We start from the raw sequence: 23,944 nt of genomic DNA on the forward strand, positions 1-23,944 counted from the left end.
GCGTCCATGATCTCGAAGGCGTTCTGGTAGGCGACCCGTTCGCCCCGACGCAGGAAACGAATTCGCTGGGTCGACCGGTTCATATCCGGTCGTACCTTCATGTCCGCCACGTCGACGACCAGTTCATTCCGGCCGGAGAAGGCGCTGTGGAGTCGGTCGAGTTCGCCGAATTGAACAAATGGCACGGACGTGGTTTCGCCCCGTTTCGAAACGGTGGCCGCCCACCGGTTGGATGCACTCTCGTTGAACCTCTTGTGTGCTTCGCGGACCCGGGGTGCGACGCAGAGGTGGTCCTCGGGCGTCGCCTCGCGCCACACGAACCCCTGCTGGCATGTTTCGGGCCCATAGGTCTGGTCGGCCGGGTTGCGGAACTGATTGGGATTTCTGTTATCCAGCTTCACGAAATGCCGGGTCTTTGGGTCCACGCAGACGTGGTCGTCCGGCCTGGCCTCCCGCCACACGTTTCCCGACGTGCATGTGGAGGGTCCGAAAGGCCCGAACGCGGCGGCCGCGCCATAAAACGCCGCAACCCCGGACGCCACTCCGGCGGACGCAGGCGTGCCGGACGCTGTCATGCCGATCGTCAGAAGACCGGCAACAAACAACAGTGATCTCGCACCGGTAATCACGAGAATCAAGCTAACACGATACGCGGAGCCACCGATGAGGAATCCAATTTCACCAGTCACGTTGATCGTGAGGTTGTCGACCGACGCCGGCTAGCACGGCAGCCGCGAACGCCTCGTCGGCGAACAACTCACCCAACTCATCCCGGATCACCACCGGCAGCAGCGCCCGCCGACCTACATCGCACGTACCGCAGCGGCGATCTCATCAGCCGGTTGTTTCCGGACGCTCACTCAGGCCTTCGCCTTACGACCCCGGGTGGCCTTCGCCAGCCGCCACGACGTCAACGCCTCATCGGTGAGGTGCAGGCGGTTGGTGGTCTCGGCGAGGAAGCCGGCGTAGATGTCCGCCGGCGAGGCACCCCACTCCGGGTCGAACTCGCCGTGCCACTGGCGTACCCAGGGCAGAATCTCCCGCAACCCCGCGACCAGCGGCAACAGCCGGTCGGCGGCCCAGCCGTCCTCCTGCTCGCGGGCGACGATCAGCGTCGCGAGGGCCTGGGCCTGCTCGCGGTGATCCCAGCCCGCCCAGCCGACCAGCAGCGACGGGTCACCGTCGCGGCTGGCCCCCAGGTACGACACGAACCGCTCCTTGGGCACGTCGAGCTGAAGTCCGCCGAGGTGTACTTCGGCGGCACAGGGATCTGCTTGCGGAACTACTGCTTCGCCGCCTCGTCGGGCAGCGCGTCCTCCTGCCGTTGCAGGTCCCACATCGCGCTTACCGCAATCGAGGGTGCGGGCGGAGCCTGCAGTCCCATCGGAGAGCCCGCGTGGCTGACGGTCGGCGCCCACTCACTCTTCCTTGTCGTCCCCGCGCTGGCGGAGCGCTCGCTCGGCGATCCGGCTGGAGAGCTTGCCCGTCGCCCATTTGGCCCGGCCGAGGGTCTCGTCGCCGAGGCGCCTGGCGGCACCAACGCCGTCTGCTCCCGTCTCGAGCGCCTTGTCCCTCGCCTCCTTGGCCGCGTCCGTCCATCGTCTCGCCTCCGATGACTGTCGATCGCCCTCGATCCCGAGCCGCCCGTGGAACTCGACGATGGCGATCGAGACATGGTTGCTCGACTTCACAACAGCCGGGGAGTCCATCGGATTCAGCAGCACCTTGGCGTTGGCTCTGCCCGCAGCCGCGTCCATCCGGGCCAGCAGGCGCTCGGTGCACCGGGAGATGAGTTCCAGCCGGTTCTGCCGGGCAGCCCTCAGTCCGAGGCGATGCCCGTCCAACTCCCCCGGCGACGCGTCCAGCACCCGGTCGAGTTCAAGCACAGCGATCGCGTCCTGCAGCTGGAAGCAGCGAGCCAAGACGACGAGCCACTCCTGTCCCTTGGACTCTGCTTCCTTGGCCGCCTTGGCGAGATCACCGATCGTGGTCTTGCGCTCCAGCTTCTCCGCGAGTGCGTCGAGTTGACGCAACGCGTACGCCTGGGTTTCCGCGATCGTCGCCGGCGCGCCCTGCACCTTCGACCACGTGACTTCGTCGACCCGGCCCCTCTTCTCTCGGATGGTCATGGACTCCTCGATGACGAAGCCGACTCCGATCATGCGGGCCAACACGGCGTCCTTCTGGGCGCGGAGCACATCGTCGACCTTCTCGTCGATCGTGGCGAGATAGTCGGTGATCTCCTTCATGCTCTGTTGCATCGCAAGCTGCGCCATGATGCCCGCAGCACCGGCCAGCAGCGCCGGGTTGCCCGCGATCGCCCCGGGCCCCTTCGAGATCTGGAGCCATTTCTGGATCGAGCCCGGCTCCCCCACCATCGCATGGCTGACCCCTGGGGTCTTGCTCGGCATCAGACCGAACTTGTGGACAGTCTGCGCTGACTCCTTGGTCAGCTGCACCCAACGACCGGAGTTGGCGGCAATCTCGGAACCCGCCTGTGCCGCGGTAGCCCCGGCCTTGAGGACAGACCCGAGCCGAGGCAGGCCGAGGTCCGTCGACGGCAGTCCCTCGGAGACGAGGAAGCGTTCGACGGCCGTCGGATCTCCGATGACCGCCAGTCCATCGCCGTCACTGATCAGCTGAATCTCGTTACCCATTGTCGACTCCTGACGTGCGGAAGGGGTGGACAGCGACGACCTGTGCTCTGTTACTGCTTAGCTTTGCGGCCACGGACGGCCTTCAGCGGGCGCCAGGAGGTGAGGGCGTCGTCGGTGAGGTGCAGGCGGTTGGTGGTCTCGGCGAGGAAGCCGGCGTAGATGTCCGCCGGCGAGGCACCCCACTCCGGGTCGAACTCGCCGTGCCACTGGCGTACCCAGGGCAGGATCTCCCGCAGCCCCGCGACCAGCGGCAACAGCCGGTCGGCGGCCCAGCCGTCCTCCTGCTCGCGGGCGACGATCAGGGTGGCGAGGGCCTGGGCCTGCTCGCGGTGGTCCCAGCCGGCCCAGCCGACCAGCAGCGACGGGTCACCGTCGCGGCTGGCACCCGGGTACGAGACGAACCGCTCCTTGGGTACGTCGAGCTTGCCCCGGTGCCGCCAGTAGCTGGTCTTGAGGAAGTCCGCCGAGGTGTACTTCGGCGGCACCGGGATCTGCTTGCGGAACTCCCGCTTCGCCGCCTCGTCGGGCAGCGCGTCCTCCTGCCGCTGCAGGTCCCACACCTGCTCCCAGTCGGCCCGCTTGGCCAGGCCAGAGTCCTTGTAGCGCAGCGCGGCCAGGTGCGGCACGTGCTCGTCGGCGACCAGGTCGGCGACCACCTTGCCGAGATCCTGACCGGGCGCGTAGATGCCGGCGACGGTGAGCACGTCGGCATCGCGGCGCAGCTCGTCGGCGAGCTGGGCGGTGGTCAGCAGGCGCGGCTGCTCCAGCCCGTCCACATGGTGGTACCACAGCTCCCGCGCCTCGCACCGGTCCAGCAGCCAGTCCCGCAGCGCCTTCGCCTGCATCGCGTCCCAGCCCTCGGTGGCCCAGCGCCGCTTGCCTTCCGGCCGCTCGATCAACCCGATGTTGCGGTTGCCCTCGATGACCGCGATCCGCCGCTCCACGACCGCCCGGTACTCATCCGACCAGTGCGCCGGCAGCTCGGTGATCGGCGTCGAGCCGTGCCGCGCGAACCACTGGGTCTCCGCCTCACCGGCGGCGACCTTGCGGGCGAGCACGATCTCGAACGCCCGCTCCCCCAGCTTCAACTCCGGCACCGAGCTGGCCGGAGCGGTCAACTCCTCGTCCAGCAGCCCGTAAAGCGAGTAGACCTGCCAGTCCAACTCCTCCTGCAACGCGATCATCCGCGCCCGGATCGAGTGGTACTCGTCGCGAGCGGCAGCCAGCCGCTCGCGGGTGGGCACGCCTGAGGTCGCGACCACCGGCGGAGTTAGGGTGACGAGCCGCTGCGCCAGGCCGTCAATCTCCCGGGCAAGTTCCAACGGGTACGCCTGCGGCAGCGGAAAGCGCTCAACGTTAGTAGAATTGAAGTTGTATCGCTCCATCCAGCTCTCCGGCTGAATGCCACGCCCAATACCACTTCCACCCTTCGCACCACACATCTGCCTCAGCCAGAAGCAGGAAATGGAGCTGTTGAGAACCCCCAGGAGCTTCAGATAATCATCGTCGGATGCCGACTCCGAGAGCCTGATTAGCGGCGAAGACTGCTTGAAGACAGTCCCACCACGGTTAATTACAAAATGATTGTGCGTCGCAACTTCCGCTAGGCAGATTAGCCACGGGTGGACATGGGTGTCACGAGTCAACTGGTGCCACTCATACCAGGGCCGCGCCTCAGCAAAATATGTCTCCTTGTTAAAGGTCGCCCGATTTCCGAGCACGGTTCGGCAGGGCCAGAGCCAGCGGTGCCACCCGCTGTTGGAATCGAGTGAGCGAAGCCCGAATTCCTCAGTATAAGGAAAAAAGGCCCACTCGCCATCGGCGCAACTCCAGTCCCGGAGTTCATCCCCAACCACGAGGCGTCGATTGAGCTCGAGACTTCCTACTCGACGCGCCCATGACTCTCGACTAGCTAACATAACGTCGTCCGCGTTGGTCATGCCCAACACGCCGATGCGAGCCGCGCTATTGCCGAGCCTGACGCGAGACCCCTCTATCGCCTCCTTGAGCGTTCCTGCACCGCCGCCGCTGAGACTCCATGGGAATCTCGCGAGTGTAGCTCGCGGCGTATCTGCAGAGGTGATCCACTGACTGTTGGTCCCAGGTCGATTGACTTGATTGACGATGGCTTGCCAGACGAAGCCTTCCCGGGGGTCACCAGGCGCACTAGGTTCACCTCGAATGCCCATGACCGTTCTGATCGTGCCGGGTCGCTTCATATTCGTGTTACGACCCGCCAGAATGACCGTAGGCGTGCCATGGCCCGGAATGTAGGCGCCGGAGGCGTCAATCACATGGGTCAGGGTGACCTCCACGGCGAACAGCTTCTCGATCATTTTCTTGCCAAACTCGCGCTTCATGAAGGAGTTCGCGGTAATCTGTCCGATATAGCCAGCTCCTGTCCCATCCACGTCGGCGGTCTTCGCGAGCTGGAAGAACCGCTGCGCAAAAGGAACCGATAGTGCGTACTTGCCGGAGCAGGCGTCGTACATCTCGCGGTAGGCGTCGTTGAGGCCCTTGTCCTTGACGGTGATGTAGGGCGGGTTGCCCACGACAACGTGATAGCGGCCGGGGCTGAGGATGCCAGAGTGCTCCTGCACGTCCTCGGTCGCGTAGGCGAACTCCGTCATCGGATCATCGCCAAAGAGCATGGCCTGTCGTCTCTTGATCAGCGAGTCGCCAACGGCGAGGTGCATCGGGAAGGTGTAGCCAGCCGATCCAGCGAGGGTCTTGACGCCGCTGGCGCGGAGGGCCGCGACGAGGAGGCGGAAGCGGGCGATGGCCACGGCGAAGGGATTGATGTCGACGCCGTGGACGGCGTCGAGGGCGAGGCGTACCCGTTCGTGGGGGTCGCGGTTGGGGGCATGTTGCTCCCACTCCTCGAGCAGCCGGTGGAATGCTCCGAGGACGAAGTGACCCGAGCCGCAGGTTGGGTCGATCATCTTGACCACGTCGTGGCCGAACTCGGCAATCGCCGGGGTGAGGGTCAGGTCGAGGATGAATTCCTCGACGAACTCCGGCGTCTGGAGCAGGGCGTAGGTCTTGCGGGCCGCCTCGGAGAGATCCTGGTAGAGGTCGCCGAGGAAGCGGGTGTCCCACTCCGGGTCGGTGAAGTCGTGGACCAGGCCGCCGGTCTCGCCGCGCCGGCGCCAGAAGCCGATCAGCTCCTTGGCCGCGTCGTGAGACAGCGGGATCTGGTAGAGCGGGTTGTGCCGCTTGTCGAAGAGCGACTTGCCGGCCTGGGTGCTGGCGATGGCGTCGAAGCTCTGCTCCAGCCAGCCGCGCAAGGTTTCCTCGGGGCGGTCGCGGAAGAACTGTGCCTCGGCCTCCTCGGCAAGCACGAGGCGGTCGCCCGGACCGGCGAGGTATGGGTCGGGCAGCAGGGCGTTGTCCTCGCAGAAGCGCACGAACACAGTACCGAGAACCCAGGCGACGGCGACCTGCGTCACGCGCTCGTCCCGCCAGGCTGCCCAGGTGGCGGCGGTACGCCCGACCTTGAACGCGTGGTCGTACTCACCACGCAGGCGGAGGCGCACCTCCTCGACCGATTCGGCCTGCTGACGCAGGTCCTTTTCCAGGTTCTTGACCTGCTTCTGCAGGTCGGACAAGAGCAGCTTCCGGTCGATCACGCGAAGACTCTAGCTGTCCCGCACACGGGACGGAGGTACCCGTAAGGGCCAATCTGACCGACGGGTCGCTACCTACGGCTCCCGCATCCAGGTCTTCGGGTCGGTGACGAAGACACCCTTGCCCTGCTGCCGGCGGATCACCCGCAACGCCTCCAGACGGGCATAGGCCATCTGCACGGTCCCGTGGCTGACACCGTAGCTGTCACGTAGCTCGGCAATCGAGGGCAGCCGGTCCCCCGGCTTCAACTTGTTGGATCTGACGTCGGCGATCACATCGTCGGCGATGCGCCAGTAATCCGGCACTTCTCGCATGGCACTCCTCGCGTGGCGATCCGATTCGATCACACCGCGACGCGCCTAACAAGCGACGTTGACTCATCTGACATGTCTAGTTATTGGTCCCGGGCCGATCCTCGCGTGGCAACGAGTTCGGCTCATCCCCCGGTCGGGGCGGGTGTGCCTGCCCGTCCCGACCCGTCGGACTGCTCTGCTGTCGTACCGCTGAATTGGACTGCGGCGGCCGAGCGGGCGGGTCGTCCGCGGCCCCCGCGCGGACGGCCTGCCCTTCCACACCCCCTGCCGGGAGCTTCCGCGCTCCCGCCTGCCCCGGAGAGGATCGTCGTGGCTCAGGTGTATCGAGGTGGCCAGCCCTACCCGGCCGGTCACCCAGGCCGGTTGACGCCGCACGAGGTGCGGACCCGCGAGTTCGCCGCGCGCCGACGCGGCGTCGACCCCGATGAGGTACGCGAGTTCCAGGCCCGGGTGGCCGATGTGCTGGCCGAACTCCACCGGCGGGTACGCATGCTCATCCAAGAGAACGACCGGATCAAGCGGGCGCTGCGCGACTGGCAGACCATGCACGCCCGGGAGTGCCGGCCACCGCAGGAGTACCACACGAACGAGGGCCACTGGTAGCCGTGCGCCCCTCCCCCGGCGACCTGCTGATCATCGACAGCCGGGCCTCGGTGCAGTTCGCCGGGGACCGCGCCCTGACCCTCCGCGTCGTCTCGGTGTCCGACCAGCCGACGTACCACGGCTGGATCTGGCTGACCGGCTACGTCCTCAACCGCCGCGGCGAAGCGACCGCCAAGCGTGAGGTCTACGTCCAGTTCGGCGGCCTCCGCCCCGCGCCCGTGCCCGTGCCCGTGGTCGAGCGGCGTGCGGTGCCGGGTCGGGGTAGGCCGTGCGCTCCGGTCAGAGTCAGAAGCGCCAGTCGTTGAGGGAGATGTCATCTGTCCAGTCGGTTGCGACCAGTGTGCCGTCAGGGAAGGCTGTGGCTGCCTCGTCCGGCTCGACGCCGGCATCGAGAAGTTCGGCGACCGAGTCGTACAGCCCTGACAACTCCCCCTGGCTCGCCTGCCGCACCCTGGCGGCAATCTCCCTGCGCAGGCCGACACGAAGGTTGAGCATGCCGAAACGGGAGGTGAGGTAGCGCTCATCCTGCACCTCCGGCGTACCTGCGGCGATGGCTGCGAGGAACGGTTCGTAGTACGTCAGCATGTACCGGTCGAGGTCTAGGTCGACGTCGATCGGCTCTGGCCCTTCCTCGTCCGGATCTACCGCGGTGATCGACAACTCGTACCGGTGCGGCGGGAAGGCGGCGACGCAGCCCAGGGCGAGCCACGGGCGCTCGCCGGCAATGGACTTCACCGAGCGTTTCTGGGCGACGAGGGTGTTTGGCAGGTCCGCCTCCATGCCGTTAGAGCGCCCCTTGGCCTCGGCGACCACCCAGCCATCCGCGGCCAGGCCGAAGAGATCTGCCCGCTTCCTGGTGGCGGCGAAGGTAACAGCCCACCTGCTCGCGTAGCGGTCCATGTGCAAGAGGTGCGTCACCCCCAGCTTTCGCTCGCAGAAAATCCCGGTGAGCGCCTGCCCGAGCGAGTACGACAGCGTTACCTTCTCCGAGCGGTCCAACTCCCGGGCGAGGGCCGACTTCACCAGCGCGCCACCGTCGGTCCTGCGCACGTACGCCGGGATGAGCGAGACGCGGTGGACGAACTCCCAAACGGATGCCCACCCGTGGCGCACCTCGTCGCCCGGCGCCCTGCCGGTGGCGAACAGGGCATGGGCGAGATCGTCCGTGGTGAACTCCAGAACTGCGTTCGGTGAGATCAGCCCTGCGGGAAAGGCCATGGTGTGGCAGGCGGCCGTAAACCTGTTCCGGTACGGCATCAGGCACCCACCGGGTCGGCGTCGTGGGCTGCGCCTGGTCAACCTGCACCGCCAGCCAACGAAACTCGCCGTTGCGGCCATCCAGACAGGCGAAGTCCCGCCAAATCAGCGGATAGTCAACGAGGAGGTCGCGCTGATTCGCCGCGAAGTAGCTGCCCTCGGTCCCCCAGCGGAGCCTGCCGTGAAGCCTGCGCCCCTCGTGCAGGCGGAACTCGCCGTCCCGGGTCGGCCGGGAGCCGCTCGGCGGGCTCCACATCCCTCGGTCGTTGGTTAGCAGGACGGCCAGACCGTTCATCGGGGCGGCACCGGGTTGGCAGAACCGCTCCAGCCGGGCGACGTCAACCACGAAGCTGAGCCGGGCCAGATCCGGGGCACCGTGGTGACGCAGCCGGAACTTCTCGCCGGTGCGAGGGGCGACGCCGTCCCAGAGTGCGGTGAAGTACTTGAACTCGATCGCCGTCCGGCCCTTCGGGCCACAGCAGAGCAGATCTAGGTACGCCTTCTCCTCCTGCCGCACTTCCAGCCGCACCTGGACCTCGTTGTCCAGGCAGTGCACCGCCCAAGCGAAGGCGTGCTGGAAGTCCGCCTCCGAATGGAACACAGTCCGCTCGCCCCGCAACGCGTCCATCACCGCTGCGAGCGGGAGCGATCCCGCGATCCGCACCTCTTCCTGCTGACCCACGTCCTACTCGTCCTCCCACATCTCCATCGGCAGCATTGACGCGCTTCCATCGCACGTAAGTAATTCGTGGTGACCAATTGACATTCCGGTCGATCCATGCGCGTCGGCACTGACGGTGAGCCGCGCTCTCTTTGCGGCGGCTAGAGGCTCACCGTATGGAGCCTCACGGCGCGGCATCAAGGGCTTGAGATGAGTTGCCGTAGAGTATGGACGGTCAGGTCCCGCTGACGGGACCAGATCGCACGGGCTGGGCCGGAGACGGCCTTCAGGAACTGACCGATCGGCCAGCCATCCCACCTACCCGCCCGGCCGACCGGGCCGAGTCGGCTGCTCAGGCCAGCACGCTGCGGTGGGCGTTGACGACCCAGGCGTCCGGCAGGGCGATCCACTCGTTGTCGCCCACCCGCACCACCGCACCGTCCAGCTTTGGCAGCAGCGCCGGGTCCTCCATCGGGCAGAGCACCCACACGCCCCCCGCCCCGCCCCGCGCCGCGTCCGCCAGCTCATAGAGCCGGTCCATCGCCCGGTACCGCGCCAGCACCGCCGCGTCGTGCAGCAGCACCGGCCCCGCCTCGGCCGACAGCTCGGCGCGCAGCTCCGGCGCGGCCAACTGCCACGCCCGCTCGACGTACTCCCCCAGCTTGATCGCCCCCCGCGAGCCGGGCGGCGCGATGTCCGCCCCGACCACCGTCTCCCAGGTCGGCTTCGGGTGCTCGTCGACGAGGGCGTGCAGGTGGTCGAGGAAGCGGGCCGCCACGTTGACCGGCCGGGCGTCGAAGCGCCGGGCCAGCTCCTCACGCGCCAGGCCGTACCGCGACAGTCGTACCGTCAACGCCCGGAACCCGCCCGCGGACCTCGCGCCGGTCAGCCGCTCCTCGGCCCGCATCGCCGCCGCCAGCTCCGGCGACTCGGCCGTCCACCGGCTCGGCGTGACGGTCACCGACGGGCGCCGCTGCATGACCGACATTGAGGACGAGGCGTTGCGGGGCGGCAACGGGACGTACCGGCCGCGGTCCCAGCGCAGCTCGAAGCCGGCCTCGGCGAGCAGCCGGTCCAGCTTCGGGTGCGGAGGCAGCGGATCCAGCTCCGGGAAGCGCGTCCGCACCCGCTGGGTCACCTGCTCCGGCGTCAGCCCACGGCCCCCCTCCGGCGAGGTCGCCGGAGGCACCACGCCGGCCTGGGCCAGCCGGCACCCGGCACTTCGACGAGCTGTACGCGGCCGAGGACACCGGCGAGATCGCGCCGACGGACGCCGACGACACGGCCGTGCTGCTCTACACCAGCGGCACCACCGGCCGGCCCAAGGGCGCCGAGCTGACCCACTTCCAGCTCTACATGAACTGCACCGTCGGCGGCGACCTGTTCGGCTTCCGCGACGACGACATCGGCCTGGCCGTCCTGCCGCTGTTCCACGTCTTCGGCCTCTCCAGCGTGCTCAACGTGGCCGTGCGCTACGGCGGCACCATCGTGCTCGTGCCGCGCTTCGAGGTGGGGCCGGTGGTCGACGCCATCGAGCGGCACCGGTGCACGATCTTCTCCGGCGTACCCACCATGTACTTCGCCCTGTTGCAGGCCGACCTCACCGGTCGGGACCTCTCCTCGCTGCGGGTGGGCGTCTCCGGTGGGGCGGCGATCCCCGGCGAGGTGATCCGGTCCTTCGAGGAGCGGTTCCCGGGCGTGGTGATCCTGGAGGGATACGGGCTGTCCGAGACGGCCAGCACGACCACGTTCAACATCAGCGCCGAGCAGCGCAAGGTGCTCTCCATCGGCAAGCCGATCTGGGGCGTGCAGACCCGCATCGTGGACGACGCCGACCGGCCGCTGCCGCCCGGGCCCGAGCACGTCGGCGAGATCGTGGTCCGCGGCCACAACGTGATGAAGGGCTACTACAAGAACTCCGAGGCGACCGCCGAGGCGTTCCGCGGCGGCTGGTTCCACACCGGAGACCTGGCGTACGCCGACGCCGACGGCTACCTGTTCATCGTCGACCGCAAGAAGGACATGATCATCCGGGGTGGCTACAACGTCTACCCCCGGGAGGTCGAGGAGGTCCTGTACGCCCACCCGGCGGTCGTCGAGGCCGCGGTGCTCGGCCGCCCCGACGCCAAGCTGGGGGAGGAGGTCGTGGCGGTGCTCAGCGTCACGCCGGACGCCGAGGTGACGCCCGACGACCTGGTGGCGTACTGCCGGGAGCGGCTCGCCGCGTACAAGTACCCGCGGCAGGTCCGCATCGTCGCCGAACTGCCGAAGGGCCCGACCGGCAAGCTGCTCAAGCGGGAACTGAAGAAGGACCTGCTGGAATCCCCTGCACAGCAAGTGCAATAGCCGCCGCCACCCGGGTCGGCAACGACTCGGGTCGACCGCATTGTCCTGGTACGACGCACCCAGATCACAGCGTCGTAACGAGCCATTGACGGTCTCCATGCTAAAAGTACACTCCCGGTGTAATAACCCCCGATGCTTCGCCCGAGTCGCACCGCGCTTTCCCCCGTCGCCGCGTCCCGTAAGAGGTGAAGATGAGCCCACCACCCACCGACACTCCCGCCGGCGGCACCGACCTGGTCCTGCGCGACGTCGGCGTCCGGTTCGGCGGCCTGGTCGCGCTGGACGGCGTCTCCCTGCGGGTGCCGCCCGGCCGGATCGTCGGCGTCATCGGCCCGAACGGCGCCGGCAAGACCACCCTGTTCAACGTGGTCTGCGGCTTCGTCCCGCCGACCAGCGGCTCGCTCACCCTCGACGGCCGGCCGTTCCGGCCGCGTCCGCACCGACTCACCCGCCTCGGCATCGCCCGCACGTTGCAGGGCGTCGGCCTCTTCCCCGGCCTCACCGTCATCGAGAACGTCATGGCCGGCGCCAGCCACGCCGCCCGGGCCGGCTTCACCACCGCCCTGTTCGGCCTGCCCCGCAGCGACCGCGACGAACGGCGGCTGCGCGAGGCGGCCCTCGACCTGCTCACCGAGCTGGGCGTCGCGCGGCACGCCACCGCCGCGCCCGGCACCCTGTCGTACGCGGTGCGCAAGCGGGTCGCCCTCGCCCGCGCCCTGATCGCCCGACCCCGCCTGCTGCTGCTCGACGAGCCGGCCGGTGGGCTCGGCGCCGAGGACATCGGCGAGCTGGCCGAGCTGATCACCGCGCTGCCCGGCCGGGCCGACGCCGCCTGCTCGATCATGCTCGTCGAGCACCACATGGACCTGGTCATGTCCGTCTGCGACGAGATCGTGGTGCTGGACTTCGGCAAGGTCATCGCCGCCGGCACCCCGGAGCAGGTACGCGACGACCCGCTGGTGACCGAGGCGTACCTCGGCGCCGACGTCCCGGCCGGGGCCACCGGCACCGCCGCCGGTCCGGTGGTCGCGCCGTGAGCGCCATCCTGACGGTCGACGGGCTCAGCTCCGGCTACGGACCGGTGCCGGTGCTGCGCGAGGTCACCTTCGAGGTGCCGACCGGGACCATCGCCGCCGTCCTGGGCGCCAACGGCGCCGGCAAGACCACCCTGCTGCGTACCCTCTCCGGCCTGCTGCGCCCCACCGGCGGCCAGGTCCGGTTCGACGGCGCGGACCTGCGCGGCGTCCGCGTCGAGGCGTTGGTGCGCCGCGGCCTGGCGCACGTGCCGGAGGGCCGCGGCATCGTCGCTGAGCTGACCGTCGAGGAGAACCTGCGCCTCGGCGGGCTGTGGCGCCGCGACCGCGCCGACGCCCGGCGCGCCCAGGACGAGGTGTACGAGCTGTTCGAGCCGCTGGCCCGGCGGCGACGGCACGCCGGGCACCAGCTCTCCGGCGGGGAGCGGCAGATGCTCGCCCTCGGCCGGGCGCTGATCGCCCGGCGAGGCTGCTGCTGCTCGACGAGCCGTCGCTCGGCCTCGCACCCCGGGTCACCGCGCAGATCATGGCGCTGCTGCGCCGGCTCTGCGACGACACCGGGCTGACCGTCCTGCTCGTTGAGCAGAACGTGCGCAGCGCCCTCTCCGTCGCCGACCAGGGTGTCGTCATGTCCCTGGGTCGCGTCGTCATGGCCACCCCGGCGGCACAGCTGCGCGAGGACGAGACGCTACGTCACGCGTACCTCGGGTTCTGACCACCCACCCGTAGGAAGGATCCGCGCTTGGACCGGTTCTTGTTCCTCACCTTCGACGGACTGTCCACCGGCGCCGTCTACGCGGCGTTCGCCCTCGCCCTGGTGCTCATCTGGCGGGCCGCCCGTCTGGTCAACTTCGCGCAGGGCGCGATGGCGGTGGCGACGGCCTACGTCGGCTACGCCGTCGCCTCCGCCACCGGTTCGTACTGGCTCGGCCTCGGCGCGGCCGTCCTCGCCGGCCTTGCGCTGGGTGCCCTCGTCGAGCGGGTGCTGATGCGCTTCGTCGGGCATGCCAACCCGCTCAACGACGTCATCGTCGCCCTCGGCCTGGTGCTGCTGATCCAGGCGGTGCTCGGCATGGTCTTCGGCAACGAGTACCGGCCGGCGGCCGCGCCGTTCGACACCGACGCCCTGTCGATCGGCGGGATCGCCGCACTGTCCCCGTACGACCTGTGGGTCCTCGGCGCCGTCCTGGTGGTCGTGGTGCTGCTCGCGCTGCTGTTCACCCGTACGCCGATCGGCCTGCGGATGCGGGCCTCCGCCTTCGCTCCCGAGGTGTCCCGGCTGCTCGGGGTCAACGTCAACCGGATGCTCACGGTCGGCTGGGCGCTGGCCGCCGCGGTCGGCGCCCTCGCCGGCATGCTGGTCATCCCCACCGGGCTGGGGCTGCACCCGCACGCGATGGACCTGGTTTTCGTCGTCGCGTTCACCGCGGCCGTCGTCGGCGGCCTGGACAGCCCGGCCGGGGCGGTGGTCGGCGGCCTGCTGGTCGGCCTGATCCTGTCCTACGTCACCGGCTACCTCGGCCCGGACACCACGCCGCTGGCCGTCCTCGTCCTGCTGCTGGCGGTCCTGCTGGTCCGCCCCGGCGGGCTCTTCTCCAGCGCGAGAGCGAGGCATGTGTGACCACCACCCAGCCCGACGTGTCCACGGCCGAACCGCCACCCGGCCGGCCGTCACCGCTGCGCCGGCTGCTGCCCGGCCCGCCGGACACCGCCCCGGCGGGCGGCTCGACGCTGCTGCGCCACCTGGTCCCGGTCGTGCTCGCCGGCACCCTCGTCGTGCTGCTGACCAACCAGTTGCCGCCGTACCAGAACCTCCAGGTGGCCCGGGTCTGCGCGTTCCTCTGCGTCACCGCCGGCTACACCGTCCTGGTCGGCCTCAACGGCCAGCTCTCCCTCGGGCACGGCGCCCTGATGGCGACCGGCGCGTACACCGTCGCGCTGGTCCAGCGGGCCTTCGAGGCACGCGCGGTGCAGGGCCGGTGGATCCTGCCGCTGTCCCTGCTGGCCGCGGTCGCGGTGACCGCGGCGGCCGGGCTGGTCATCGGCCTGGCCGCCGCCCGGCTGCGCGGGCCGTACCTGGCCGGCGTGACCCTCACCGTCGCCACCCTGGTCCCGGCGATCGCCACGATCTTCACCGACGTCTTCAACGGCGAGCAGGGGCTGCGCTTCCCGGCGGAGACGCCGCCGGCGTTCCTCGGCGCCTATTTCCAGCCGGAACGGTGGCTGGCCTGGATCGCGCTGCTCGCCGCGCTCACCACGATGCTGCTCATGGCGAACCTGGTGCGCAGCCGGTTCGGCCGCTCGCTGCGCGCCGTCCGCGACGACGAGGTGGCCGCCCGGCTCTCCGGCATCCACGTCGCCCGCAACCAGGTGCTCGCCTTCGTGGTGAGCGCCGCCTGCGCCGGCCTGGGCGGGGGCGTGTACGCGGTGCTGACCGCCACCGTGGCGCCCGGCAAGTTCTCCCTCGACCTGTCGCTGTTCCTGCTGATGGCCATCGTGATCGGCGGGCTGGGCAGCCTCGCCGGCGCGGTCTGGGGAGCGGTCCTGCTGGTGGCCCTGCAGGACCTGCCGAGCCTCGTCACCGACACCTTCACGCTGCCGGCGGGCCTCGCCCAGCGGCTGGAGGGCAACCTGGCCCTCGCCGTGTTCGGTCTGATCCTCATCGTCGTCATGCTCGCGGCCCCGGGCGGCCTCCAGGGCGCCGCCCGCACGCTCACCGCACGCCTCCGGCCGCGCCGCCGGGCCCCGCACCCCTGACCCCCCCCGGTTCCACCCCACCCCGTTTCGCACCCGCACCGGAATGGAGAACCATGCATCTCACCACACGCCGCGTACTCGCGGCCGCTGCCGGCCTCGCGCTGATGGTCAGCGCGTCGGCCTGCGCCAACGACGAGCAGAAGGCGGCCGAGAACGTCCCGGGTGTCACCGACACCGAGGTCGTGATCGGCACCCACCAGCCACTCACCGGTCCCGCCGCGGCCGGCTACTCGAAGATCTCCGCCGCCACCAAGGCGTACTTCGAGCACGTCAACAGCAAGGGCGGGGTCAACGGCCGGAAGATCGTTTACAAGGTGATGGACGACGGCTACAACCCGGCGAACACCGACAACGTCGTCCGCAAGCTCGTCCTCGACGACAAGGTCTTCGCGCTCCTCGGCGCTCGGCACCCCCACCCACACCAACGTGCTGGAATTCGTGAAGACGCAGAAGGTGCCCGACCTCTTCGTCTCCTCCGGCAGCCGCAACTGGAACCAGCCCGAGAAGTACCCGACCACCTTCGGCTGGCAGCCCGACTACACCGTCGAGGGCAAGATCCTGGCCACCTTCGTCAAGCAGCAGTTCCCCGGCCAGAAGGTGTGCCACTTCGGGCAGAACGACGACTTCGGCCGCGACTCCCTCGCCGGGGTGGAGAAGATCCTCGGGCCGGTGGTGGCCAAGCAGACCTACACTCCCACCAACCCGCAGGTCGGCCCGGCGATCGGCGCGCTGAAGGCGGCCGGCTGCCAGGTGGTGATCTCGGCGAGCATCCCCGGCTTCACCGCGCTGGCCATGGGCCAGGCCGCCGGGCAGGGCTTCCGGGCGCAGTGGGTGGTGTCCAACGTGGGCGCCGACTACACCACGCTCTCCAACCAGCTCGGCGACAAGAAGGTGATCCTCGAGGGGATGATCGCCGACAACTACCTGCCGATGGCGAACGACCCGAGCAACCCGTGGATTCAGGAGTACACCAAGATCCACCAGCGGTACAACGCCGCCAACCCGATCGACGGCAACGCCGTCTACGGCTACTCGATGGCGTACACCTTCGTGCAGGCGCTGCTCGCGGCCGGCAAGGACCTGACCCGCGAGAAGCTGGTCGAGGCGGTGCAAAAGGGCGGCTTCACCGGGCCGGGCCTGACCCCGTTCCGCTACAGCAAGGACGTCCACGCCGGCTACAGCGGCGTCCGGATGAACAAGGTGCAGAACGGCGTCCAGGCGTACTTCGGCCCGACCTACACCACCGACGACGTGACGGCGCCGTCACCGAGCTGACCGGTGCGCCGGCCGCGCCGCCGGCCGAGGCGATCCCGACCACCTGATCCGCGACCGCCGCAGCGCGGTGCTCCGGACCGGGCCGCCACCCGACGGTGGCGGCCCGGTTCCGTTCGGTCCCAGCGTCCAACAGGACGCACGCAGGGTGCGCATTGTCGCGCCGACATGGCGCGGGCTGGCGGAGGGGACGCCGTCCGACCCCCGTTTGGCGCATGTCGATACACTGCCGGTGCAGATTTCTCGACAACGCCCTACGACAGGGGACGAGCACATGATCGACGTGGACGCCGAGGGGCCGGCACGGGTGGACGGGCGGTCGGCGCGCGCCGAGCGTACCCGCGTCGCCATCGTCGACGCGCACCTCGCGCTGATCGACGAGGGCGACCTCCGGCCCACCGGGGAGCGCATCGCCGAACGCGCGGGAGTGTCGCTGCGTACCTTGTGGACCAACTTCAAGGACATGGAGACCCTGTTCGCCGCGACCGGCCGGCGGGTCAGCGAGCGGCAGGAGTCGATGGTCCGGCCGATCTCGCCGGAGTTGCCGCTCACCCGGCGGATCGGGGAGTTCAGCGCCCAGCGCGCCCGGATGCTGGAGGTGCTGGCGCCCTCGGCCCGCGCGTCCGCGCTGCGCGAGCCGTTCTCGCCGCAGCTGCGCCGCAACCGCGAGGGCAACATCGCCCGGGTACGCGGCGAGATCGAGACCGTTTTCGGCCCGGAGCTGGCGCACGCCGGTCCGGGACGCGAGCAGTTGCTCGACGCGCTGACCGTGGCGAGCACCTGGTCGGCCTGGTCGATGATGCGCGACGCGATGGGCCTGGACGTCGAGGCGGCGCGGGCCACCCTGACGCGGACCCTGGGCGCGCTGCTCGTCGACGCCATCGCCGCCGGGCTGCGCTGACCCGCCTCAGCATGGCGATCTCTTCCCGCTCCGGGAACGACAGATACCGGCCCATGACAGGAGCGCGCATGAGCGACGGCATGCCGCCACGGTCTCGGAACCAGCGGCTGCCAGCCGCCTGCGACGCGCCGACAGCAAGCCCCGCGTCCTCGCTGGTGAGTCCCCTGGCGATCGCGCCAGAACAACCGCTCCACGTCCCGCCGAAGCGACGGCGCCCCCGGCGAGCCGCCACGGCATCCGCCGCTCATGGGGCGAATCGACACGTCGTATGACAACGCCCTGGCCGAGGCGTCCCACACGGCCGGCGCACTGCTCTGTGGCGACCATGATCCAGTAGGTAGTCTCCGCTCATGATCGCGCTGCCCCTCGCCCCACGTTCATGGCGACTCCGCGCGTTCATGGCGACTCCGCGCCACAGCGGCTGTCGCCGTCGTTCTCGCGGGCTGCCTCGCGGTCCCGTTGGCTGGGCACGCCGCCAAGACGGTAGAAGCGGACCGGGGTGAGGCGATTCCTGTTGCTGCCGTGAACGCCTACCTTCTGACGGTATTCAGCGGCTGCTCCGATGGCGAGCTGGGCATCCGCCGCTGCCTGTACCACGACCGCGAATGGATATTCCATTCGAAGGAGGATTGAGTGATGAAAGTTAATTCGAAGGTTCTGGGGTTGATTATCGGCGTATTCTTCATTTCATTATCCTTGATTGGATGCACAGAGAACGCGGAGTCAGGCGGGGAAACAAGTATTTTTGAAATCGCCAACACCGAAGAGGCTGTCGGCGAAAAGGGCGAAGAAGTGTCGACACTCAGGAAGCATTATATGATTCTGAATCCACCAGAAGACTTGATAGATTTGAAGGATTTAGTTGAAGGACACGTCAAGAATCATCCAGTCGACAGCGAGAACAAATTCATTCGTTTGTCTTTCTACAGGGAAAGTAGCGATTTGCCAAGAGACTGGCAGCCTGATGAAAGTTACATGAATACAGATCGACTAGAGCACCATAGAAACGATCTCATTGCATCGATCACTTGGTCAGATACCCAACCGCAAAAAGAATACGATGTTTATAACAAAAGTAAGGAAGGAAAAATCCAGAAGCGGATGCGTTTCATTGAGGATCGGCTTGTTGAGTGAGTGCGCCAGACCGCCCCGGCGGGTCTCATCCAAGCCCAGGACCCGCACCGGTTCCGGCTCCACGTGCCTCCTGCGCGCCCCGGTTAATGGCCCGTGGATGGCCCGTCCGACCAAGCCAGCCGTGGTCCCTGATACGGCGGTGCCGGCAGGCCGACCACTAGCATGGCCGATACCTACGTATCGACTTCACCGACGATGCGGCCTGGGAAGCGCTCAAGGCGGCTTGCATCGCCGGAAACCCCTACACCCACGCGACCTTCGTCAGCGACCGACAGTACGACAGGGTGAGCATCCAGGCTCTGGTCCAGGCGGACGCCGACGCGGACGACGACGACAAGCTGACCTACCTGTTCCTCGCCGACGCCGCCACCATGTCGGACGAGGGTCATCCGCTGCTCGCCGTTGACCTGTTCGACGAGCCCGGTCGCACCTACCGAGTGCCGCCGCGCTGGTACGCGAACATCTCGGCCAACCTCACCATCGCGAACATGGACTTCGCCGAGTTCGCGGATGCCGCCGACGCGTCAGGCACCTACCAGGGCTTTGACGGGGACTGACCGACCCCGTGGAGCAAGAACTAATGACGCTAGGGCGCGTCTTCATAGGGTGGCCACCACTGCAGTAGCGCGACGATGGTGACCGCGGCCCCGTGCCCAAGGCTGGTCGCTCGGCCGCCCGTCGAGGAGTCGCGACGCTCCCTGCCCCGAGACCACGGCGGATGATCGCTATCCTCCTGCGGTGATCCGTACCCTCGCCGCCATTTCTCTGCTGCTCGTCTCCGGTTGCGCGCCCACCGACGCGGCCGCCTCCGCTCCGGCCAGTCCCAGCGAGCCACCTGACCGGTACGCCTCCTCCGCGTGCACGTTGGCGGCCCAAGCGGTCGAAGAGCAGGATCTCCGTTTCGGCGCGGGCACGCGGCCCGCCTCGCGTGCCGTTGAGTCGACCGATCCGGGCATTAGAGAGGCCGGCCGGCAGTTGATGGTGGCCGGCTTGAAGGCCGAGGAACTCCTCGTGAAGAACGACCCGAACGTCGACCCGGGACCGACTAATGCCCGCCTGGCCGAGGCACAGCGGCAGTTACTCTCGGCGTGCACCGACCTCTTTGGCCCACAGCCGTGGCCGTTTGCCAAGCAGCCATCGCCGAGGGCCACTAGCTGAACTGGGCTGCCGGCGGCCATCACTGAGAAACAGTGTTAGGCCATCTCTTCGGAGGATCTTGGTGTCGGATGATGGAGGGCGTGGGTCCCTGGCTTTACGCCTTCCTGGTGCCGGCCGAATTTCGACCCGTCCGGCGCTAGGCTTCACCGAGTTTCAGGCAGGGCTGGACGAGGAGAAGTGGCGTTGTGAAGCTTCCACATGCACCTCCGAGCCATAAGACCTGGTGAGGTACCGAGGACTTCGCCTCGCTGTTTACCTTGATGTGGGCTTCGTGGGAGCGAGCGGCCGAGGGTTTTGCGGCCGGCATCTCCATGTCTATCCAGAAGGACTTCAACGCCGTGCACAGCCTTTACACCGCTGGCGAACGCCACCGCAACGGAGGGCTCCAGCTCGTCCCCGGCGAGGGTGGAGTCGAACAACCGCGCCGGCCCGCTGGTCATCCGCGTTCCTGCGTCTTCCCAGGCTGCTATCTCGACGGCTCGGTCTCGCTGGTCGGTCAGGCCGCGACGGCAGGGCCCGGTCCGCTGCCGTCGCATCGGGCGCGGACGTAGGTCAGCTCGAAGTCGAGGTCCCAGGTCACGTCGTCGCGGGAGATCTCCCAGCGGGCGGCGATGCGGTCGCCGTCGGGGCTGACGGTGCCGACGAAGCGCTGGCGGAACCCGGGTGCGTCCCGCCACTGCCGCCACACGCCGTCGACGAAGGTCATCCGATACACCCGGTGCACGCCGCGGGCGTCGGCGTACAGCATGGTCAGCTCGTCGGTGGTGTCGTCGAGACCGATCACCGCGGTGGTGGGGAACGGCAGGTTCTCCCGCCAGGCCGCGGGCGCGGTGGCCGGCACCGGGTCGATGTCGGCGACCTGGCGCAGGTACGCCCCGCCGTCCTGCCAGGTGAACTCGCACCACGCCGCGCCGAGGCCCTCGACCTCGAGCTGCACCGCCCACCGGCCGACGAGCGCGTCGAGCCGGGCGAGCCCGGGATGCCTGTCCGCCATGAGTCCCCTCCCACGCCGGTCCCGACGGAACCGCTGTCCACGGTACCGCCGGGACGCTGGTGGTTCGCGGTGAAACCCGTCCGTCAGCCGCGCGCCGGGACCGCCTCGCTCGACCCGGCCAGCCGCTGGTGGGCGCGGATCAGCTCGGCGTAGCGCAGACCGCTGGCCTTGACCGTACGCCGCTGGGTGGCGTAGTCGACGTGCACCAGACCGAAGCGCTTGTCGTAGCCGTACGCCCACTCGAAGTTGTCCAGCAGGGACCAGGCGAAGTAACCGTCCAGCGGGACGCCGCGCTCCCGCGCCGCCGCGCAGGCCGCCAGGTGCCCCTCCAGGTAGGCGGTCCGCTCCGGGTCCTCGACCGTGCCCTCGGCGGTGACCCGGTCGGGCCAGGCCGCGCCGCTCTCGGTGACCATGATCCGAGCCGGGGCGTACTCCTCGGTGACCGCGACCAGCAGGTCCTCCAGCCCGGCCGGGTACGCCTCCCAGCCCATCGCGGTCTGCGTCGCGCCGGGCACCGGCACCTGCCGGGCGTACGGCGGCGGCCCGTCCGGGTCGTCGGCCACCACCTGCCGGAAGTAGTAGTTGACGCCGAGGAAGTCGGTCGGCGTGGCGATCACGGTCAGGTCGTCGCCGCGGACCGGCGGCTCGACGCCGTACGTGGCGAGCATGTCCGCCGGGTAGCCCCGGCCGTGCAGCGGATCCAGCCACCACCGGTTGACGTGGCCGTCCATCCGCCGCGCCGCGGCCACGTCCGCCGGCCGGTCGCTCGCCGGCTCGCACGGGCTGAGGTTGAGCACCGGGCCGATCGCCGCCGGCCGGGCCGCGTGGGCCCGGACGGCCTGGGTGGCCAGCCCGTGTCCGAGAAGGACGTGGTGGGCGGTCCGCACCGCCCGCGCCAGGTCCCGCTCGCCGGGGGCCATCCGCCCCTCCAGGTGCCCGATCCAGGCCACGCAGAGCGGCTCGTTGACGGTGCACCAGTCGGTGACCCGGTCGCCGAGGCGGGCGGCGACGACGGCCGCGTAGTCGGCGAAGGCTTCGGCGGTGGACCGCTCCGGCCAGCCGCCCCGGTCCTGCAACGCCTGCGGCAGGTCCCAGTGGTAGAGCGTCACGACGGGCCGGATGCCGGCGGCCAGCACGGCGTCCACCAGCCGGTCGTAGAAGTCCAGGCCCGCCGGGTTCACCCGGCCGACGCCGTCGGGTCGCACCCGGGGCCAGGCCACCGAGAACCGGTACGCCCCGACCCCGAGCTGCCGCATCAGCGCGACGTCCTCCGGCCACCGGTGGTAGTGGTCGCAGGCCACCGCCCCGGTGTCGCCGTTGTCGACCGCCCCCGGCACCTCGCAGAAGGTGTCCCAGATCGACGGGGCGCGGCCGTCGGCGCGCACGGCGCCCTCGATCTGGTACGCCGAGGTGGCGACGCCCCAGCGGAAGTCGGGCGGCAGCTTGGACAGGTCGGGCACGGGCGGCTTCTCCTCGCGAGGTTCGGTGGACATGGCCTTACTTGACCGCGCCGGCGGTGAGGCCGGCGACGAAGTAGCGCTGCAACGCCAGGAAGCCGGCCACGACCGGCACGCTGACCACCAGCGAGGCGGCCATCACCTGGTTCCAGTAGACGTTGAACTGGGTGGAGTAGCCCTGCAGACCGACGGCCAGGGTGCGGCTGCCCTCGTCGGTCATCACCGAGGCGAAGAGCACCTCGCCCCAGGCGGTCATGAACGCGTACACGGTGACCGCGACGATGCCCGGCACCGCCGCCGGCAGGATCACCTGGAACAGGGTGCGCAGCGGGCCGGCCCCGTCGACCTGCGCCGCCTCGTCGAGTTCGCGGGGGATCGAGTCGAAGTACCCGACCAGCATCCAGATCGAGAACGGCAGCGAGAAGGTCAGGTAGGTGATGACCAGGCCGGTGCGGCTGGCGTACAGCGCGATGCCGGTGGCGTTGCCGAGATTGACGTAGATCAGGAACAGGGGCAGCAGGAAGAGGATGCCGGGGAACATCTGGGTGGAGAGCACGGTCACCGAGAACAGGCTCCGGCCGCGGAACCGGTAGCGGCTGACCGCGAACGCGGCGAAGATCGCCACGGACACCGACAGCACCGCCGCCACGCTGGACACGACCAGGCTGTTGACCAGGTAACGGCCCAGCGGGACGGTCGACCACATGTCCACGAACGCCTGCGCGGTGGGCCGTCGCGGCCACCAGGTGAAGGCGTTCTGCACGTCCTGCAGCGGCTTCATGGCGCTGCTGGCCATCACGTACAGCGGCACCAGCACGAAGACCGCGAGCAGGCTCAGCACCACCCGGCGGCTCCAGCGCTCGGCGGCGGTCTCACGCATCGTTCCTCCGGCGGTTGGTGATCAGCAGGTACGCGGCGGTGACCGCGAGCAGGAACAGCAGCAGCGCCACCGACATCGCCGACCCGGAGCCGAAGTCCCAGGTCTTGAACGAGCTGCGGTAGATGTGGATGGAGATCAGGTTCGCCTCGTCCGGTGCCGAGCCGCCGAAGAGGACGTACGGGGTGTTGAAGTCGTTGAACGTCCACAGGAACAGCACCAGCAGCAGCACCAGGTTGACCGGGCGCAGCATCGGCAGGGTCACCGAGCGCAGCCGGCGCCAGAAGCCGGCCCCGTCCACGGCGGCGGCCTCGTACAGGTCGGCGGGGATGTTCTGCAGGCCGGCCATCACGCACAGGAACGCGAACGGCCAGGTCCGCCAGATCGACACCACCAGCAGCGCGAAGAAGCTGTTGCCACCGATCAGCCACAACGGCTTGTCGTCGAGCAGGTGCAGCTGGTCGACCAGGACGTGGTTGACCAGGCCGGTGTCGCGCTGGAAGAGGAAGCTCCAGGTGATCACCGCGGTGTAGACCGGCAGCGCGTACGGGGTGAGGAACAGCGCGCGCAGCAGGCCGCGCCCCCGGAACGGGCGCTGCAGCAGTACGGCCGCGGTGGTGCCGAGCAGCCAGGAGAGCCCGACCGAGATGATCGTGTAGACGACGGTCACCCAGAACGAGTGCAGCAGCTCGGCTCCGGCGGCGGAGTCGACGTCGAGCACGACCCGGTAGTTGTCCAGCCCGACGAAGGGCGCGGTCGACCAGTCGCGGATGTGGAACTGGGTCAGCTCCAGCAGGCTCATCCACGCGCCGACGGCCATCGGCACCACGTGGACCGCCAGCTCCAGCACGACGGCCGGGGCGAGCAGCAGGTACGGCAGGAGCGTACGGCGGGG

Annotated in this window: 21 protein-coding genes and 3 pseudogenes; 13 read left to right on the forward strand and 11 right to left on the reverse strand. The window is 68.9% G+C overall.

The window, feature by feature from the left end:
• From JNW89_RS05075 to JNW89_RS05095, 5 genes and pseudogenes are all read right to left on the reverse strand, one after another.
• Positions 1-638, reverse strand: a pseudogene (locus tag JNW89_RS05075) (hypothetical protein); the annotation flags it as partial.
• 222 nt (positions 639-860) lie between these two features.
• Entirely contained in the window at positions 861-1,226 is a 366-nt protein-coding gene (locus JNW89_RS05080; RefSeq protein ID WP_375155050.1) for a hypothetical protein, read from the reverse strand.
• A 192-nt stretch (positions 1,227-1,418) separates the two neighbouring features.
• Positions 1,419-2,657, reverse strand: a complete 1,239-nt coding sequence (locus JNW89_RS05085) for a hypothetical protein (RefSeq protein ID WP_238447902.1) — start codon at positions 2,655-2,657, stop codon at positions 1,419-1,421.
• Between the two features lie 50 nt (positions 2,658-2,707).
• Positions 2,708-6,286 carry a BREX-2 system adenine-specific DNA-methyltransferase PglX gene (gene pglX / locus JNW89_RS05090; protein ID WP_238447903.1) on the reverse strand — a complete coding sequence of 1,193 codons (3,579 nt, stop codon included), beginning with the start codon at positions 6,284-6,286 and terminating at the stop codon, positions 2,708-2,710.
• Between the two features lie 72 nt (positions 6,287-6,358).
• Positions 6,359-6,598, reverse strand: a complete 240-nt coding sequence (locus JNW89_RS05095) for a winged helix-turn-helix domain-containing protein (RefSeq protein WP_238447904.1) — start codon at positions 6,596-6,598, stop codon at positions 6,359-6,361.
• 309 nt (positions 6,599-6,907) lie between these two features.
• Between JNW89_RS05095 and JNW89_RS05100 the strand changes: the two genes are divergently transcribed.
• On the forward strand, positions 6,908-7,201 hold the full coding sequence (locus JNW89_RS05100) for a DivIVA domain-containing protein (protein ID WP_238447905.1): 294 nt from the start codon (positions 6,908-6,910) through the stop codon (positions 7,199-7,201).
• Between the two features lie 2 nt (positions 7,202-7,203).
• Positions 7,204-7,506 carry a hypothetical protein gene (locus JNW89_RS05105; RefSeq protein ID WP_238447906.1) on the forward strand — a complete coding sequence of 101 codons (303 nt, stop codon included), beginning with the start codon at positions 7,204-7,206 and terminating at the stop codon, positions 7,504-7,506.
• On the opposite strand, the gene JNW89_RS05110 is transcribed toward JNW89_RS05105, so the two are convergent.
• Both JNW89_RS05110 and JNW89_RS05115 read right to left on the reverse strand, forming a co-directional pair.
• Entirely contained in the window at positions 7,487-8,458 is a 972-nt protein-coding gene (locus JNW89_RS05110) for a hypothetical protein (protein WP_238447907.1), read from the reverse strand. The genes JNW89_RS05105 and JNW89_RS05110 overlap by 20 nt on opposite strands.
• Before the next feature lie 1,013 nt (positions 8,459-9,471).
• Positions 9,472-10,257, reverse strand: a complete 786-nt coding sequence (locus tag JNW89_RS05115; protein ID WP_238447908.1) for a hypothetical protein — start codon at positions 10,255-10,257, stop codon at positions 9,472-9,474.
• Between the two features lie 119 nt (positions 10,258-10,376).
• Between JNW89_RS05115 and JNW89_RS05120 the strand changes: the two genes are divergently transcribed.
• The 11 genes and pseudogenes from JNW89_RS05120 to JNW89_RS05175 all read left to right on the forward strand — a co-directional run bounded on the left by JNW89_RS05120 (position 10,377) and on the right by JNW89_RS05175 (position 19,721).
• A complete protein-coding gene (locus JNW89_RS05120) occupies positions 10,377-11,465 on the forward strand; it encodes an AMP-binding protein (protein WP_309139948.1) in 1,089 nt (362 codons plus the stop codon).
• A 191-nt stretch (positions 11,466-11,656) separates the two neighbouring features.
• Positions 11,657-12,502, forward strand: a complete 846-nt coding sequence (locus tag JNW89_RS05125) for an ABC transporter ATP-binding protein (RefSeq protein WP_238447910.1) — start codon at positions 11,657-11,659, stop codon at positions 12,500-12,502.
• Positions 12,499-13,214, forward strand: a pseudogene (locus tag JNW89_RS05130) (ABC transporter ATP-binding protein). The gene JNW89_RS05125 and the pseudogene JNW89_RS05130 overlap by 4 nt, the downstream one beginning before the upstream one ends.
• A gap of 27 nt (positions 13,215-13,241) precedes the next feature.
• Positions 13,242-14,120: a branched-chain amino acid ABC transporter permease gene (locus JNW89_RS05135; protein WP_238447911.1), complete on the forward strand. Its 879-nt coding sequence runs from the start codon at positions 13,242-13,244 to the stop codon at positions 14,118-14,120.
• The gene (locus tag JNW89_RS05140) at positions 14,117-15,256 is read left to right on the forward strand and encodes a branched-chain amino acid ABC transporter permease (RefSeq protein WP_238447912.1); all 1,140 of its coding nucleotides are present in this window, start codon (positions 14,117-14,119) and stop codon (positions 15,254-15,256) included. The genes JNW89_RS05135 and JNW89_RS05140 overlap by 4 nt, the downstream gene beginning before the upstream one ends.
• A 104-nt stretch (positions 15,257-15,360) precedes the next feature.
• A pseudogene (locus JNW89_RS05145) lies at positions 15,361-16,531 on the forward strand (ABC transporter substrate-binding protein).
• Positions 16,532-16,802: 271 nt separating this feature from the next.
• Positions 16,803-17,429 (forward strand): TetR/AcrR family transcriptional regulator, encoded by a 627-nt coding sequence (locus JNW89_RS05150; RefSeq protein WP_238447913.1) that lies wholly within the window; start codon positions 16,803-16,805, stop codon positions 17,427-17,429.
• 459 nt (positions 17,430-17,888) lie between these two features.
• The gene (locus tag JNW89_RS05160) at positions 17,889-18,062 is read left to right on the forward strand and encodes a hypothetical protein (RefSeq protein ID WP_238447914.1); all 174 of its coding nucleotides are present in this window, start codon (positions 17,889-17,891) and stop codon (positions 18,060-18,062) included.
• Positions 18,063-18,563 carry a hypothetical protein gene (locus tag JNW89_RS05165; protein ID WP_238447915.1) on the forward strand — a complete coding sequence of 167 codons (501 nt, stop codon included), beginning with the start codon at positions 18,063-18,065 and terminating at the stop codon, positions 18,561-18,563.
• Positions 18,564-18,742: 179 nt separating this feature from the next.
• Positions 18,743-19,120, forward strand: coding sequence for a hypothetical protein (locus JNW89_RS05170; RefSeq protein ID WP_375155052.1), 378 nt, complete (start codon positions 18,743-18,745; stop codon positions 19,118-19,120).
• A 181-nt stretch (positions 19,121-19,301) separates the two neighbouring features.
• Complete coding sequence (locus JNW89_RS05175; protein ID WP_238447917.1) at positions 19,302-19,721, forward strand: hypothetical protein; 420 nt, start codon at positions 19,302-19,304, stop codon at positions 19,719-19,721.
• A 496-nt stretch (positions 19,722-20,217) separates the two neighbouring features.
• Here the strand turns inward: JNW89_RS05175 and JNW89_RS05180 are convergent, their stop codons facing one another.
• The 4 genes from JNW89_RS05180 to JNW89_RS05195 form a co-directional block, all read right to left on the reverse strand.
• On the reverse strand, positions 20,218-20,715 hold the full coding sequence (locus tag JNW89_RS05180; protein WP_238447918.1) for a hypothetical protein: 498 nt from the start codon (positions 20,713-20,715) through the stop codon (positions 20,218-20,220).
• An 83-nt stretch (positions 20,716-20,798) separates the two neighbouring features.
• The gene (locus tag JNW89_RS05185) at positions 20,799-22,208 is read right to left on the reverse strand and encodes a GH1 family beta-glucosidase (RefSeq protein ID WP_375155051.1); all 1,410 of its coding nucleotides are present in this window, start codon (positions 22,206-22,208) and stop codon (positions 20,799-20,801) included.
• 4 nt (positions 22,209-22,212) lie between these two features.
• A complete protein-coding gene (locus tag JNW89_RS05190; RefSeq protein WP_238447919.1) occupies positions 22,213-23,052 on the reverse strand; it encodes a carbohydrate ABC transporter permease in 840 nt (279 codons plus the stop codon).
• The coding region (locus JNW89_RS05195) for a carbohydrate ABC transporter permease (RefSeq protein WP_238447920.1) at positions 23,045-23,944 on the reverse strand (900 nt) is incomplete at its 5' end. The genes JNW89_RS05190 and JNW89_RS05195, both read right to left, overlap by 8 nt.

The sequence above is a fragment of the Micromonospora sp. 4G55 genome (genome assembly GCF_016803375.1).